This window comes from Streptomyces flavofungini (assembly GCF_014650815.1).
GTDB lineage: Bacteria > Actinomycetota > Actinomycetes > Streptomycetales > Streptomycetaceae > Streptomyces > Streptomyces flavofungini.
The window spans coordinates 366,408-380,511 of the sequence record NZ_BMVR01000008.1 but is presented as its reverse complement, the minus strand read 5'-3'; the positions used below and the strand labels follow the sequence as shown (position 1 = coordinate 380,511).

Here is a 14,104-nt window from a genome sequence, read left to right as displayed (position 1 = left end):
AGGGCTGGGGGCGGTGCGGTGAGGTGGCCGCCAGGTGACCTCCGGGCGTCAGGAAGACCGCCGTACGCTGATCCGTGGACGGATGGTGCGGGAGGCGGGGGCCGGGGTGTCGGATGTGAAGGTCGTGAGGGCCGTGCAGGCTGCGAAGAACGGGGGCAAGCCGGTGCGGCAGAAACGGATGCCGCGGGCCGTGCGGGAGCGGCAGATGCTCGACGCCGCCGTGCACACCTTCGGGCAGCGGGGCTACCGGGCCGCCTCGATGGACGAGATCGCCGAGCTGGCCGGGGTCTCCAAGCCGCTCGTGTACCTGTATCTGAACTCCAAGGAAGAGCTCTTCACCGCCTGCATCCGGCGGGAGGCCGCCGCGCTCATCGAGGCCGTCCGCGACGGCGTCACCCCCGGTGAGCCCGCCGACCGCCAACTCTGGGACGGGCTGCGGGCGTTCTTCACCCACACCGCCGAACACCCGGACGCCTGGGCCGTCCTGCACAGCCAGGCCCGCACCGTCGGCGAGCCCTTCGCCGCCGAGGTGAACGTCATGCGCGAGGAGATCGTCGCCTTCGTGACGCTGCTCATCGCGGAGGCCGCCCGCGCCGCCCACCAGGACCCCTCCCTGCCCGACCGCGAGGTCGCGGGCCTCGCCCACGCCCTCGTCGGCGCCGCCGAGTCCCTCGCGGGCTGGGCCATCACCCAGCCGTCCGTGTCCGCCCACCAGGCCGCGGCGACGATGATGAACTTCGCCTGGGCGGGTCTCGGCGATCTGATGGAGGGGCGGTTCTGGTCACCGAACCCGTGACGTGGACCCGGCCGGTCGGCCCGCGCAGCTCGAACGCGGCGCCCTCGGCCGCGTACGTCACCGTGCCGGGCAGCAGCACCGGTGCCCTGAACTCGGCGTAGGCGCACAGGTACGCGCCGGCGCCGTACGTCGCCTCCGCCTCGCGCTGGTGCTCCGCCACGCAGCGCGCGAACGTCCACATGCCGTGCGCGAGGGCGCGCGGGAAGCCGAAGCCGCGGGCCGTGAGCGGGTGCAGGTGGATGGGGTTGCGGTCGCCGGAGACGGTGGCGTAGCGGCGGCCGAGGTCGGCGGGCAGGTGCCAGTCGGCTTGGGCGGGCAGGTGGGTGGTGGGCGCCCGGTCGGGGGTGCGGTCCGGTGGCCGCTCGCCGGTCGCGCGATGGCGGGACAGGTAGGTGCTGCGGGACTCCCACACCGTCTCGCCCGCCACCGCCGCGCTCGTGGTGATCGTCGCCTCGGTGCCGCGCCGGTGGGGCGCCAACCGCGTCGCGCACGTGGTGAGTTCGAGGTCCTCGTCGGGGAGCGGGGCGCGGTGCTGGACGATCTCCACGGATGTGTGCACGAGGCCGAGCAGGGGGAGCGGGAAGTCGCGGGCCGCCATCAGACGCATGGTCTGGGGGAACGCGAGGACGTGCGGATAGGTGGGGGGCAAGGGGGCGCCGCCGGTCGGGCCGTCGCCGTCGCCGACTTCGCTCCGGTTCCCGCTGTCCGGGCCGGGCCCGCCGCCCGGTCCGGCGGCGAAGCCGCAGAGTCGTTCGTACGCCACGAGGCGGTCGACGTCGGTCCGGACGCGGGCCGTCGCGGGGCCCGGCAGCGGGGCGTCCGGGCGGGGCCGCTTGAACGGGGACCGGACCGCTCCCCGGAGCAGGGTGAGCGCGAGCGAAGCCATGAGGGGGGACCCTTCTTGTCGCTGGGGGGCGGGGAGTCGGGCGGGGCGGGTGCGGCGGGGGTGCTGGGAGGCGGCGAAGCCGCGGGCCGTGAAGCCGCGGGCCGTGAAGCCGCGGGCCGTGAAGCCGCGGGCCGCCGAGGCCGGATGTCCGGGGCCGGGCGCCCCGGGCCCTAGGGCGTTTCTGATGGCTCTTGGTCGGCCGCCAGGGAGATCGTCGGCGCAACGGGAGCTGCCCCGCGAGGTGCTGCTCGCCCCGGCGCCCACACCCGTGACAGCCATCTGACGGTTTCAAGAGCCGTCAGAAACGCCCTAAGCGCCGAGGAGGCTCTGGCCGCAGACCCGGATGACCTGGCCGTTCACCGCGCCGGTCGCCAGCCACGCCGTCGTCTCCGCGACGTCGACGGGGAGGCCGCCCTGGCCCAGGGAGTTCATGCGGCGGCCCGCCTGGCGGATGAGCATCGGGACGGCCGCGGTCATGCGGCTCTCGATGAAGCCGGGCGCCACGGCGTTCACCGTCACGCCGTGCTCCGCGAGGGCCCGGGGCGCCAGGGAGCGGACGAAGCCGACGATGCCCGCCTTGCTCGCCGCGTAGTTGGTCTGCCCGGCGTTGCCCGCGAGGCCCGCTATGGACGCCGTGGCGACGATCCGGCCGCCCCGGCGCACCGTGCCGGACTTCAGCAGGAAGTCCGTCGTGCGCAGGACGCTCGTGAGGTTCACGTCGAGGACCGAACTCCAGCGGTCCGCCGCCATGTTGGTGAGCCTGCGGTCCCGGGTGATGCCCGCGTTGTGCACCAGGACGCCGAGGCCGCCCGGCAGCGCGGCGGCGATCCGCTCACCGGCGTCGTCCGCGGTGATGTCGAGGGGCAGCGCGGTGCCGCCGACGCGCTCGGCGACGCGGCACAGGTCCGGTTCGGCGGACGGCACGTCGAGGACGACGACGTGGGCGCCGTCGCGGGCCAGGACCTCCGCCACGGCCGTTCCTATGCCGTGGGCGGCGCCGGTCACGAGGGCGGTGCGGCCGGCCAGCGGGCGGGCGGGGTGGGGCAGTTGGAGGACGGCGCCGGGGGCGGTGGCGTCGGCTTCCCCGGCCCGCACCGCGTGCTCCGCGCCCCCGGCGTACGCGGAATCGGCTGCGCAGCCGCCGGACTCGACGGACTCGGCGTACTCAGCGGACTCGCCGTACTCCGAAAGATCCCCGACCTCCACCACCTGCCCGCTCACGTACGCCGACTTCGGCGAGAGCAGGAAGCGCAGCGTCGCCTCGGCGGCGGGCGCCGACGGGGTGCGGACGAGCTGGACCGTCCTGCCGCCGCCCAGCTCCTTGCCGAGGGAGCGGACGAAGCCCTCCAGGGCCTGCTGCGCCGCCGCCTGGTGGTGGTCGGCGGGGGACAGGGGCGCGCCCAGGACCACCACGCGCCCGCAGGGGGCTATGGAGCGGACGACGGGGTGCAGCGTGGCGTGCACGTCGGTGAGCGCGGCAACCGTGGAGACGCCGGTCGCGTCCAGTACGACGGCGGCGGGGCGACGGCTGCCCAACGGGCCGTTGTGCGGGGGCAGGCCGGTGCGGGTGAGGCTCTCGTGCAGGCCGGGGAGCGGGATGTCGCCCGCGGTGAGGAGCAGGACCGGGCCTTCGAGGGCCGGACGCAGGGGCGACCAGCGGCGCAGCGGGACCGGCTGGGGCAGGCCGAGTCTGCGGGTCAGGAAGCGGCCGGGGGCGGTGTGGGTGAAGGTCGCGTAGCGGTCGGCCATGGGGCAAGCTCCCGGCTCGGTGCTGGATCTGGTTTCGCGGTCCTGCGCGCGCGATGCTGAATTTACTTCCGAGTAAGGTTACTTGGGGGTCAGGGGGCTGGTCGAGGGGGCGGCCGGTGCCTGATCGAGGTGGTGAGAGGGCTCGTACCGGCGCGTTTCCGGGGCGGGCGCCGGGCCCGGACGAGCCGTCCGCGGTCACGGAGCGTGACTGGGCTGAACGGGCGGGGTGGGCCGGGGGCACCTAAGGTGACCGAAGGGGAACCGCACCTCTTGGAGGTCGCTGTGCGCAGCACACCCGCGCTCACCGCCGTCGCAGCCCTGGCCCTGGCCCTCACCGGCCTGCCCGCGGCAGCCGACCCGTCCGAGCCCGCGAAGGCGGACCTCAAGCGCTTCTACACGCAGAAGATCAAGTGGGCGGCCTGCAAGCCCGACGTGCAGAACCTGTCGGAGGACGTGACCAAGGACAAGGACGTCAGCTGCGGCAAGGTCAAGGTCCCGCTGGACTACGCGCGCCCCGGCCGGGGCACCATCGGCCTGGCGCTCCTGAAGATCAAGTCCAGCGGCGACAAGCGCGGCTCGCTCCTGGTGAACTTCGGCGGCCCCGGCGGGGCGGGCGTGTCCGGGCTCGCGGACGCCAAGAAGGACTTCGGCTACGTCGGCAAGGGCTACGACGTCGTGGGCTTCGACCCGCGCGGGGTGGGCCTCAGCGAGCCGGTCAGCTGCGGCGGCGACCCGGAGCCCGGCGACGACGTGGCGGACCCCGGCGACGCCTCGGCGGTGCTGGCGGAACTGCGCCGGACGGCCGCGGAGTGCGCGCAGGAGTCCGGCCCCGTGCTGCCGCACATCGGCACCGTGAACGTCTCCCGCGACCTCGACGTCATGCGCCAGGCCCTCGGCGACAAGAAGCTCAACTACCTGGGCTTCTCGTACGGGACGCGGCTCGGCGCGGTGTACACGGCGCAGTTCCCGAAGAAGGTCGGCCGGATGGTGCTCGACGGCGTGGACACGCTGACGGAGGACGTGGCCGAGCAGGGCCTGGTCGGCGCCGAGGGACGGCAGACCGCCCTGGACAACTTCATCCTCTGGTGCACCAAGAACGCGGGCTGCGTCCTCGGCGAGGACTCGCGCAACGCCCGGCACGCCATGACCAAGCTCATCGAGGACCTCGACGCGTACCCGCTGAAGGCCATGGACGGCCAGGAGTTCACCGGCCAGGACGTGGTGAGCGTGCTCGGCACCGCGCTCTACAGCAGGCAGGCCTGGCCCGCCCTGTCCCAGGCGCTGGGCGCGCTGCTCGCGGACGGTGACCCGCGGGCGCTGCTTCGGATGGGTGGCTCGGTGGGGGCGACGGGCGGGCGTACGGAGATCCCCGCGGACAACTCCGCCGCCGCGCTCATGGCCGTGAACTGCGCGGACGACCCCGACCGGCCGGACGCGAAGAAGGTCGAGAAGGAAGTCGGCCGTCTCCAGGAGGAGTTCGAGGAGGCGTCGCCCGTCTTCGGCAAGTCGATGCTGCTGCCCGTGCTGCTCTGCTTCGGGCGGCCCGCGGGTACGGACTACATTCGCGCCGACGTACGTGACGTCGACACCCCGAAGTTCCTGCTCGTCGGCACCCGCGGCGACCCCGCCACGCCGTACCGCTGGACGGTGGAGACCGCCGAGCGGCTCGGGTCCGCCGCCGTCGTCCTCGACAACAAGGGCGACGGGCACACCGGTTACTTCGGCTCGAAGTGCGTGAAGGACAAGGTGGACGCGTTCCTGCTGTACAAGCAGATGCCGAAGGACGGGAGTTCGTGCGCGGCGGAGTGACCGGGGGGCCGTGGCTACGGGCTCGGTGGCGCCGTACGGGCCGCCGGGTCCAGGCTCAGCATCGCCGTCTCGTCCGCGCTGCCCGGCTCCGCCTGGTAGGTGATCAGGCGCTGGCCGCCGGTGCGGGCGAGGCGCATCACCTCGAACGTGAGGGTCATCGGGCCCGCCTTGGGGTGCGCGAAGGACTTCACGCCGCCGCTGCGCTCCCGCACCTCGTACCGGTCCCACATGCGCGCGAACTCCGGTGACTTCAGGCAGAGTTCACCGACCAGGGCGGCCAGTTGCGGCGAGTCCGGGTCGCGGCCGCCGACCGCGCGCAGGTGCGCCACGGACTGGGCGACGGTCTCCTCCCAGGGCACGTACAGCTCGCGGCCCACGGGGTGCAGGAACAGATAGCGGGTGATGTTGCGCTGCTCGGCGGGCCAGTCGAACAGGCCCGGCAGCAGACGGCGGCCCGGGGTGTTCGCGGCGAGCAGGTAGTTGTGCGGGCTCACCACGTACGCGGGCAGCGGGCGCAGCGCCTCCAGCATCCGTACGACGGTGTCGCGCACCGTGAACTCGGTGGTGGGACGCGGCTCCGTGAGGCGGCCCGACGCCAGCTCGGCCAGCTCGTGCAGCCGCTCGTGGGCGTCGCCGGACAGGCGCAGGGCGCGGGCCAGGGAGTCGATCACGGCCGGGGAGGGGTTGGTCTCGCGGCCGCGTTCCAGGCGCGTGTAGTAGTCGACGCTCACCCCGGCGAGCGTCGCCAGCTCCTCGCGGCGCAGCCCCGGGGTGCGGCGCAGCCCCGTCCCGGCCGGGAGGCCCGCCTCCGCGGGGCTGACCTGGGCGCGGCGGGCGCGCAGGTAGCGGCCCAGCTCGGTGCCGCTTCTCTCCGGGGAAGTGCCGTGCGTCATGGGTCCAGTGTCCGTGACGCGGCGGAGAAGTGGGGGGCCGTGTCAGGGCCAGGAACGCCGCGGTCTGCCGGGGGTGGGCGCGGGCGGGGATCGTGAATCCCGGTCAGTTCCTGATCGAGGACTCCGCGGCCCCCGTGTCCGTCGTACCGAGTCCCCCGTACCCGTCGTACCGAAAGGCCCGTCATGACCTCCGTCCTCCGCCCGGACCAGCGCGTCCACCCGTCCGAGGCGGTCCCGTCCCCGGCAGCAGCGTCTTCGGCAGCCCGGCCCTCGGCCTCCGCGTCCCCGGCCTCCGCGTCCCCGGCCCCCGCGCCCTCGGCCCCCGGGCCCGCGCGCCGAGCCACCCTCGCCCTCGTGGCCTCCCTCCTCGGCTTCACCGTCATCACGGTCGACGTCTCGGCGGTGAACATCGCGCTGCCCGGCATCCGGGCCGACCTGCACGGCGGGATGACCGGCCTGCAGTGGGTCGTGGACGCGTACACGCTGATGTTCGCGGCGCTGATGATCTCGGCGGGGGCGCTCTCGGACCGGGCGGGGGCGCGGCGGGCGTACGCCTGGGGGACGGGCCTGTTCGCGCTCGCCTCGCTGGCCTGCGCGCTGGCGCCGGGCATCGGGTGGCTGATCGCGGCGCGGGTGGCGCAGGGCGCGGCGGCGGCGGTCGTGATGCCCGCCTCGCTCGCGCTGATCCGACAGGCGTACGACGACCCGCGGGCCCGGGCCCGGGCCATCGCGCTGTGGACGGTGGGCGGTTCGGTCGCGATGGCGGCGGGCCCGGTGCTCGGCGGGGTGCTGTCCGAGACGGTGGGCTGGCGCGCGGTGTTCCTCCTCAACCTGCCCGTCGGCGCCCTGGTCCTGGCCCTCCTGAGCCGCACGGCCGGGTCCCCGCGCCGCCCGGCCCCGCTCGACGTACCCGGCCAGCTCACCGCCGTCACGGCCCTCGCCGGACTCGCGTACGCCGTCATCGAGGGCGGCCACGCGGGCTGGACGCACCCGACGGTCCTCGCGGCCGGCGCGGTCGCGGTCGCCGCCGGACTCGCGTTCCGCGCCGTCGAGAAGCGCCACCGCGCCCCCATGGTGCCGCTGCCCCTGCTGCGCCAGCGGGAGGTCGGCGTCTCCCTCGCGGTCGGCTTCGCCGTGAACGCGGGCTTCTACGGGGTGGTGTTCCTGCTCGGCCTGTACTGCCAGCAACTGCTCGGCATGTCGGGCATCACGACGGGCCTGATGTTCGTGCCGCTCGCCGTCCTCATCACCTCGACGAACCTCGTCTCACCGCGCCTCGCCGAACGCGTGGGCCGCCGCCCGGTGATCGTGACCGGCCAGCTCATCCTGGCCGCGGCCATGTTCGCGCTCCTCCCCCTGGCCGCGGACACCCCCCTCTGGCTGGTCCTCCTGCTCCTCGCCCCGACAGGCATCGGCGGCGCCCTCGCCGTCCCCGCCCTCACGGCCCTCCTCCTCGACGTCGTCCCCGGCCACCGCGCGGGCACCGCGTCCGGCCTCCTCAACTCCCTGCGCCAGACGGGCGGAGCGCTGTCGGTGGCCCTGTTCGGCGCCCTGATCGGCGGCGCGGACGGCGGCACCGGCGGGTCCGGCTTCGCGGTGGACGGGATGCGGCAGGGGCTGGTGGTGGTGGGCGTGACGCTCCTGGTGACGGCGGGGCTTTCGGGGTGGCTGCTGCCGCGGGGGCGGGCGACGGCTTCTTGAGCGACCTGCTCTTGAGCCACCTGCTCTTGAGCTACGCGGACCCGGCCTGATCCGGCCCGACCCGGCCTACTTGGACTCGACCCGTCCCTGCGGGTCGGGTTCGGCTGCCAGGGCCTCAAGTGCCGTCTGCCAGGCGGTATCCCCGGGGTGGAGCCGGGTGCGGAGGTAGGCCCAGGTGAGCTGCTGGACGGCGGTCACGCGGGCGGGGCTCTCGTCGGTGGTCTCGGCGACGTCGTAGCCGGAGACGCCGCCGAGGCCGTGCTCGCCGCCGAAGAGGGTGAGCAGGGACTTGGGGCCGGGGGCGAGGGTGTACGGATCGGCGTGCCAGGACGGGCCGTTGACCGTCAGGTGGGTGGAGTCGTCCCGGTCACCGGCGACCACGAGCGCGGGGGCCGTCATCTTCGAGAAGTCCGTGGTCGTGAGGAACGGCAGGCTCTCCGCCATGGACCCGGTGAGGGCGTCCCCGCCCCGGCCGGGCGCGCCGAGCAGTACGCCCGCCGTGATCCGGGGCTCGGTCAGGTCCACCTCCGTGCCGTCGTCCGGGTCGGTGAGGCGGGCGCCGAGGAGCAGGCTCGCGGTGTGTCCGCCCATGGAGTGCCCGGCCACGGCGACCCTGGCGCGGTCCAGGCGGCCGGGGAGTCGGGGGACGGCGGCCTCGATCGCGTCGAGGTGGTCGAGGACGTGGCGCATGTCCTCGGCCCGCGAGCGCCAGAACATGGGCGCCCCGGGGGTGTCGGGGGCCAGGCGCAGGGACCTGGAGCTGAGGTGGGTCGGCTGGATGACCGCGAAGCCGTGTGCCGCCCAGAAGTCGGCGAGGGGGGCGTAGCCGTTCAGGGAGGAGAGGTGGTTCGAGAAGCCCTGGCCGTGCGAGAGGAGGATGACGGGCAGGTCGGCGCCGTCGCTTCCGGTCGCGGGGACGGAGACGCGCAGGTGCAGGTCCACGGCTCGGCCGGGAGTCGGCAGGACCACCGGGCTGACGGACAGGACGGGGGCCGGCGAGCCGAAGAGGTCGGCCGCGCGGGTCGATGCGCTCATGGGGTGTTTCCCTTCGATGGCCGCTGCCGCGGGACTCGTGCGGTCGCCGGTGGGCAGGGCGTACGGGAGCGTCCGGCTTCGGCTAGGCTGAAGCGGAACGTTGTTCCGATTAATATACGGAACCGTGTTCCGTTTCAGCAAGGGCCTTCGGGCGAGGGTCATCGGAAGGGCCTTCGGGTGCGGGCCGACGCAAGGGCCTTCGGGTGGGGGCCGTCGGAGGGAGAGTGCGGTGCCTGCTGCGAATGAGTCGGCCGCGAAGGGGTCCGCCGGGGCCGGGGCGGACGCGTCCGGTGGGACCGGAGTCGGGACGGCGTCGGGCCGGAGCAAGCGTGCCGACGCGCTGCGCAACCAGCAGACGCTGCTCACCGCCGCCGCGTCCGTGTTCGTCACCTCGGGCGTCGACGCCCCGATCCGCGAGATCGCGGCCAGGGCGGGCGTCGGCGTGGGCACGATCTACCGCCACTTCCCGACCCGGGCGGACCTCGTCGTCGCCGTCTACCGCCATCAGGTCGAGGCCTGCGCCGAGGCGGGCCCGAGCTTGCTGGCCGAGGCGGCATCCCCCTTCGAGGCGCTGCGCCAATGGGTCGACCTGTTCGTCGGCTTCCTGGTCACCAAGCACGGCCTCGCCGGTGCGATGCGGTCGGACAGCAGCGGTTTCGACGCGCTGCACGGGTACTTCCTCGACCGGCTCGTGCCCGTCTGCGCGGACCTGCTCGACGCGGCGGCCGAGGCCGAGGAGATCAGGCCCGGCACGGAGGCGTACGAGCTGATGCGGGGGGTCGGCAACCTCTGTATCGGCCGGGACGACGATCCCCGTTACGACCCGCGGCGTCTGGTCGAGCTGCTCCTGCGGGGCCTGCGGCGCGGACAGGAGTCCTGAGGGCATGGCGTACGTACGGACGTACGGAATTGCCGTGAGCCCCTGACGTACGGAGCTGCCGTAAGCCCCTGACGTGCGGAAACGGTGCAGCCGCCCGCCCGAAGGCGGACGGCTGCACCCGACAGCACGGTCCCCGCTAGCAGTTGCCCTTCGCGGACTTCCCCGCGAACCGCTCCGCCAGCCACTGTGCCGCCAGCGGCGACTGCGTGATCACGCCGGTCACGTGCTCACCGATCGGGACGGTGTGCCACTCCACGTTCGCCTTGCGCGCGCACCAGTCCTTGCGGACCTGCTGGCCGACGCCGTACGGGATGAGCTCGTCGCCGAGCGCGTGGTAGAGGTACACCGGCGCGTCGGGGGCGCGGGTGCCGACCTGGGACTCGCGCAGGCGCTGCTGCCAGTCCGGCTGGTCGAGGGGGTTCTTGACCGTCATGTCCTTGATCCGCTTGAACGAGCCGAGGACCGCCCCGTCCGCCACGCAGCTGTTGCGCAGCGCGCCGATCAGCGCCTTTCCGGCCGGGTTGAGGTACGACTCCAGCTTCAGTTCGGGGAAGGCCGCGTTCTGGCCGATCGCCGCCATGAAGATCAGGCCCGAGCCGTACGAGCCGTCGTTGAAGGCGGCCACCTTCTGCAGGTCCCCGGGCACGCCGCCGGTCGCCGTGCCCTTGACCTTGAGGTCGGGGGCGTACGAGCCGTGCAGCTCGGCCGCCCACGAGGAGGCCTGGCCGCCCTGCGAGTAGCCCATGATGCCGACCGGCGAGTCCTTCGAGAGGCCCGCCTCGGGCAGCCGGATCGCGGCGCGGGCGGCGTCGAGGACGGCCTGGCCCTCGGCCCGGCCCACCGTGTACGTGTGGTCGCCGGGCGTGCCGAGGCCCTCGTAGTCGGTCACGGCGACCGCCCAGCCGCGCAGGGTGAGCTGCTGGATGAGGTTGGCCTCCATCGTGGTGCCCCGGGGGAATCCGGCGCTCGGCGCGCAGTGGTCGCCGACGCCGACCGTGCCGACGGCGTAGGTGATCAGCGGCCGGGGTCCGGTGCGGCCGTCCTGCGGCACGATGACCGTGCCGGAGACGGTGTTCGGGGCGCCCTTGGCGGTGGTCGAGCGGTAGTGGATCTTCCAGGCCTTGGTGTGGGTGGGCTGGCCGGGGAGGGGGTGGAAGGCGCTGGGTTCGGAGCTGAGGACGTCGCCCGGGGCGGCGGTGGGGGCGCGGTCCTCGGCGGCGGCCTTCGCGTCCTCCGCGTGCGCGGTGGTCGTGAGGGTCGCGGCCGCCAGACCTGCGGCGGCGACTAGAGCGACCGTTCTAAAGCTGGTGGGTAGGTGCATGCGGCTCTCCCGACTGTTCGTGGGGGAAAGAAAGGTCGAGCGGGTCGAGCGGGTGGAGCGGGTCGAGGGGGGACGGGCAGGGATTGGGTACAGGCGTCGACCGTAGTGACTGCTGAGTAAGTTCCGGGCTGACGGGAACGCTCAGCTTCGTTGACCTGGTGTATCAGCCCTGCCCGAGCGGGGCGGTGAACCTACGGCGTGCGCCCCCGGCGCGTCGGCGCGGTCGGCCTCCGCCGGGTCGGGGGCGTGGGCCTCCGCGACCTCCTGCCCGCCCGGCACCTCCGCCCGATAAGCCCCCGGCGTCGTCCCCGTCCACCGCCGGAACGCCCGGTGGAACGCCGTGTCCTCGGAGAACCCAAGGCGCGCCGCGAGCCGTGCGATCGGCTCGCGTCCCTCCGCGAGCCCCGCGATCGCCGCGTCCCGCCGCACCGCGTCCTTCAGCCGCTGGTACGAGGTCGACTCCTGCGCGAGGCGGCGGCGCAGCGTCGCCGGGCTCACCGCGAGCCGCGCCGCGATCTCGCCGAGCGACGGCAGCCGCGGCGAGGTGCGCAGGCCCACGGCGAGGGCCCGCCGTACCTGCTCGGCGACCGTCGTCCCGTACTCCCGCCGCGACAGCAGGTCGAACGGCGCCCGCCGCAACATCGCCGCCAGCGCGTCCTCGTCCCGCACCAGCGGCGCGGCCAGCCAGTGCGGGGCGAGTCCGGCGCCGGTGCGCTCCGCGCCGAACCGGACGGGGCAGCCGAACAGCTCCTCGTACTCGTCCTTGTGCGGGGGCGGCGGATGCCCGAAGTCGGCCCAGCGCAGCTCGATGCGGCGGCCGATCAGCCAACTGCACAGCCGGTGCCAGATGATGACCAGGCACTCGGCGAGGAAGAAGTCCTGGTCGAGGTCGTTGCGTACGGTGAAGACGACGCCGTCGTCCGTGCGTGTCAGGACGAGGTCCGGGCCGCCGGGGAACAGCCCGTAGAACGTCACCCCGCGCTCCATGGCCGCCCCCAGATCGCGGCAGCCGAGCGTGGCGTAACACATCATCGCGAACGTCCCCGGCCTGCTCGGCGACGACCCGAGCCCCAGGAACTCGTCCTCCGTGGCCCGGTACAACTCCCGGAACAGCCGCGCGAACTGGGCCGCGGTGACGCGGGCCCGATCGTCCCCGAGCAGCAGCGGCGGTATCTGCGCGGCCTGCAGCAACGGCACCGTGTCGACACCCCCGCGCTCGGCACCGCGCAGCACGGCCCGCACATGGTGCACGGTGATCGTCCGCCTCGCCATGGCCCCGACGTTAGCCGCCGGGGGCGAACTCAAGAAGGGCGCCGGGGGCGGGTGCCGTCGCCGGGAGCCCGGTGCGCGCGGGTGGCGGCGGCCTGGGCGGCCTTCCACACGCGACGCGTGCGGTCACCGACGGGGCAGTAGTCCGTGGTCCGGCAGGACGGACAACTCTCCAGGTGGCCCAGGTAGTCGGCGTAGATCCTGGTCGCCCGCTCGTCCGGGTCGGACGTCGTGGGGTTCACGGCTGCACCGTCCGCAGGGGCAGTGGTTCGGCGATGTCGAGGAGCGCCCGTAGTCGGGCGGTGGCGCACAGGCTCCCGGGGAACGGCGGCAGCACCACCCAGCACGCGAGCATCGACACGCGGCCGGGGCGCGGGACGCCGAGATGGCTGCCCGTGCCCAGCCGCTCTTCGTCACCCTGCCAGCGGGAGTCCGGTGCCACGAGGACGTAGTACGGGCTGGGGCCGCTGCGAAGGTCGCGGATGACAGGGCCGTGCAGCCACTCGGCCAGGGCCGCGGCCACCGTTTCCGGTACGTCGCTGCCCACCGCCGCGTGCACCCGCTCGGACGGAACGCGAATCGCGTCGAAGCGTCGGCCGAGCGGCAGCAGCGCCACACCGTGGTTGCTCCACTCCGAAACGGCCTGCCGCGGCACGGGGTGCGCCCTGGCGAGCCAGTCGGCGATGGCTCCTCGGTCCGGGCTCTGCTCCCGCTCGATGCTTCTCGGGACTGGCTCGGGGGCCACAGCCTCGCCCATGTCGACTCCCTCGCGGTCGGCCATGTCCCCGGGGCCGTTCGCGCGGCGGCCGGGGTGGTGTTGTGACTGCCGACGCTAGGGGCACACTGTCGAGGCCAGCCAGCGATGTGCAGCGATGTGCGTAGCACTCTTTGAAGGGCGGCAGCACTGATGTGCGCTCTTGACGACGTACGGCCCGGGCGGGAACTTGGTGCACATCAGCGCACCCATTTCAACGCTGGAGACAGCCATGGACTTACGGTTCATCGGGATCGACCCCGACACCGGGAAGAACGGGTCACCCACGGCCTGGGTGGACCAGGAGAACGCGGACATCGTGATCCAGAGCTACACCGCCGACCAGCGGACGCGATCCCAATGCGAAGCCCGGACAGCACCGGGGCACGTGCCGGGCATCCCCGACCACGAGACCGTGATCCGCGTTCCTGCCCGCCTGGTCCCGGTTCTGAGGGAGGCCTGCGATGCCGCAGAACGCGCTCAGCTTTGACGACCTTCTGGAGACCGCGCAGCACTCGGCGGTCCACCTTGAGATGCGTGATCAGTACGCCGTCGGTGACGAGGCCGATGACTTCCACTCCTGGGCGCGAACCGGCCGTCGGGACGTCGACCCCGGTTCGGAGTACTGGGCACCCTGGGTGGACATGATCTCCAGGGCGGTCGCCCGTGGTGTGGTCGTGCGCCGTGCGCGGATCGTGTCCGAACCAGTCACCGACTACATCCGCTACGAGCACGCCGGGGCCGTCGTCAACGTCGCGGCCGGGGAACAGGTCAGATGGCTGCCCCGTCCGCGTGCGGTCGACTTGCTGCTGCCGGGCGCGGACCTGTGGATCTTCGACGGCAGGCGAGTGCTGTTCAACCACTTCACCGGCGACGGGAACTGGGCCGACCCGGACATGGAGTTGCGCTCCGAACCAGGCATCGTCACACAATGCGTGGACGCGTTCGAAGCCGTCTGGGACCGCGCCATCCCGCACGAGCAGTACGAGATCCACTGACAGAAGGCACCAC

At 73.5% G+C, this 14,104-nt stretch carries 14 protein-coding genes; 6 read left to right on the top strand and 8 right to left on the bottom strand.

What is annotated here, in order from left to right; translation table 11 throughout:
* The first annotated feature begins 178 nt into the window (after window positions 1–178).
* Window positions 179–796 carry a TetR/AcrR family transcriptional regulator gene (locus IE274_RS23170; protein WP_190117829.1) on the top strand — a complete coding sequence of 206 codons (618 nt, stop codon included), beginning with the start codon at window positions 179–181 and terminating at the stop codon, window positions 794–796.
* On the opposite strand, the gene IE274_RS23165 is transcribed toward IE274_RS23170, so the two are convergent.
* Window positions 687–1,682, bottom strand: a complete 996-nt coding sequence (locus IE274_RS23165) for a MaoC family dehydratase (RefSeq protein ID WP_190117745.1) — start codon at window positions 1,680–1,682, stop codon at window positions 687–689. The two genes, IE274_RS23170 and IE274_RS23165, sit on opposite strands and share 110 nt — an antisense overlap.
* A 309-nt stretch (window positions 1,683–1,991) precedes the next feature.
* On the bottom strand, window positions 1,992–3,431 hold the full coding sequence (locus IE274_RS23160; protein ID WP_190117744.1) for a 3-oxoacyl-ACP reductase: 1,440 nt from the start codon (window positions 3,429–3,431) through the stop codon (window positions 1,992–1,994).
* Between the two features lie 282 nt (window positions 3,432–3,713).
* Between IE274_RS23160 and IE274_RS23155 the strand changes: the two genes are divergently transcribed.
* Window positions 3,714–5,240 (top strand): alpha/beta hydrolase, encoded by a 1,527-nt coding sequence (locus tag IE274_RS23155; RefSeq protein ID WP_229909734.1) that lies wholly within the window; start codon window positions 3,714–3,716, stop codon window positions 5,238–5,240.
* Window positions 5,241–5,254: 14 nt separating this feature from the next.
* Here IE274_RS23155 and IE274_RS23150 read toward each other — a convergent pair whose 3' ends face one another.
* Window positions 5,255–6,133, bottom strand: a complete 879-nt coding sequence (locus tag IE274_RS23150) for a helix-turn-helix transcriptional regulator (protein ID WP_190117742.1) — start codon at window positions 6,131–6,133, stop codon at window positions 5,255–5,257.
* Between the two features lie 354 nt (window positions 6,134–6,487).
* Between IE274_RS23150 and IE274_RS23145 the strand changes: the two genes are divergently transcribed.
* Window positions 6,488–7,834, top strand: coding sequence for an MFS transporter (locus IE274_RS23145; protein ID WP_190117741.1), 1,347 nt, complete (start codon window positions 6,488–6,490; stop codon window positions 7,832–7,834).
* Between the two features lie 66 nt (window positions 7,835–7,900).
* On the opposite strand, the gene IE274_RS23140 is transcribed toward IE274_RS23145, so the two are convergent.
* Window positions 7,901–8,869 (bottom strand): alpha/beta hydrolase family protein, encoded by a 969-nt coding sequence (locus IE274_RS23140; RefSeq protein ID WP_190117740.1) that lies wholly within the window; start codon window positions 8,867–8,869, stop codon window positions 7,901–7,903.
* Window positions 8,870–9,209: 340 nt separating this feature from the next.
* Between IE274_RS23140 and IE274_RS23135 the strand changes: the two genes are divergently transcribed.
* The gene (locus IE274_RS23135; protein WP_229909746.1) at window positions 9,210–9,749 is read left to right on the top strand and encodes a TetR/AcrR family transcriptional regulator; all 540 of its coding nucleotides are present in this window, start codon (window positions 9,210–9,212) and stop codon (window positions 9,747–9,749) included.
* 136 nt (window positions 9,750–9,885) lie between these two features.
* On the opposite strand, the gene IE274_RS23130 is transcribed toward IE274_RS23135, so the two are convergent.
* The 4 genes from IE274_RS23130 to IE274_RS23115 form a co-directional block, all read right to left on the bottom strand.
* On the bottom strand, window positions 9,886–11,070 hold the full coding sequence (locus IE274_RS23130) for a lipase family protein (protein WP_190117738.1): 1,185 nt from the start codon (window positions 11,068–11,070) through the stop codon (window positions 9,886–9,888).
* A 141-nt stretch (window positions 11,071–11,211) separates the two neighbouring features.
* The gene (locus tag IE274_RS23125) at window positions 11,212–12,342 is read right to left on the bottom strand and encodes an AraC family transcriptional regulator (RefSeq protein ID WP_190117737.1); all 1,131 of its coding nucleotides are present in this window, start codon (window positions 12,340–12,342) and stop codon (window positions 11,212–11,214) included.
* A 29-nt stretch (window positions 12,343–12,371) separates the two neighbouring features.
* Complete coding sequence (locus IE274_RS23120) at window positions 12,372–12,581, bottom strand: hypothetical protein (protein WP_190117736.1); 210 nt, start codon at window positions 12,579–12,581, stop codon at window positions 12,372–12,374.
* The gene (locus IE274_RS23115; RefSeq protein ID WP_229909733.1) at window positions 12,578–13,096 is read right to left on the bottom strand and encodes a hypothetical protein; all 519 of its coding nucleotides are present in this window, start codon (window positions 13,094–13,096) and stop codon (window positions 12,578–12,580) included. Before IE274_RS23115 ends, IE274_RS23120 begins: the two co-directional genes overlap by 4 nt.
* Before the next feature lie 229 nt (window positions 13,097–13,325).
* Here IE274_RS23115 and IE274_RS23110 point away from each other — a divergent pair, with 229 nt between their 5' ends.
* The gene (locus tag IE274_RS23110; protein WP_190117735.1) at window positions 13,326–13,583 is read left to right on the top strand and encodes a hypothetical protein; all 258 of its coding nucleotides are present in this window, start codon (window positions 13,326–13,328) and stop codon (window positions 13,581–13,583) included.
* Window positions 13,558–14,091, top strand: a complete 534-nt coding sequence (locus IE274_RS23105; protein WP_190117734.1) for a DUF6879 family protein — start codon at window positions 13,558–13,560, stop codon at window positions 14,089–14,091. The genes IE274_RS23110 and IE274_RS23105 overlap by 26 nt, the downstream gene beginning before the upstream one ends.
* The last annotated feature ends 13 nt before the right edge of the window (window positions 14,092–14,104 follow it).

Coding starts and splice junctions, on each gene's coding strand:
- IE274_RS23170 (WP_190117829.1), top strand. CDS start 179: ATGCCGCGGGCCGTGCGGGAGCGGCAGATGCTCGACGCCGCCGTGCAC.
- IE274_RS23140 (WP_190117740.1), bottom strand. CDS start 8,869: ATGAGCGCATCGACCCGCGCGGCCGACCTCTTCGGCTCGCCGGCCCCC.
- IE274_RS23160 (WP_190117744.1), bottom strand. CDS start 3,431: ATGGCCGACCGCTACGCGACCTTCACCCACACCGCCCCCGGCCGCTTC.
- IE274_RS23125 (WP_190117737.1), bottom strand. CDS start 12,342: ATGGCGAGGCGGACGATCACCGTGCACCATGTGCGGGCCGTGCTGCGC.
- IE274_RS23165 (WP_190117745.1), bottom strand. CDS start 1,682: ATGGCTTCGCTCGCGCTCACCCTGCTCCGGGGAGCGGTCCGGTCCCCG.
- IE274_RS23105 (WP_190117734.1), top strand. CDS start 13,558: ATGCCGCAGAACGCGCTCAGCTTTGACGACCTTCTGGAGACCGCGCAG.
- IE274_RS23150 (WP_190117742.1), bottom strand. CDS start 6,133: ATGACGCACGGCACTTCCCCGGAGAGAAGCGGCACCGAGCTGGGCCGC.
- IE274_RS23115 (WP_229909733.1), bottom strand. CDS start 13,096: ATGGGCGAGGCTGTGGCCCCCGAGCCAGTCCCGAGAAGCATCGAGCGG.
- IE274_RS23110 (WP_190117735.1), top strand. CDS start 13,326: ATGGACTTACGGTTCATCGGGATCGACCCCGACACCGGGAAGAACGGG.
- IE274_RS23130 (WP_190117738.1), bottom strand. CDS start 11,070: ATGCACCTACCCACCAGCTTTAGAACGGTCGCTCTAGTCGCCGCCGCA.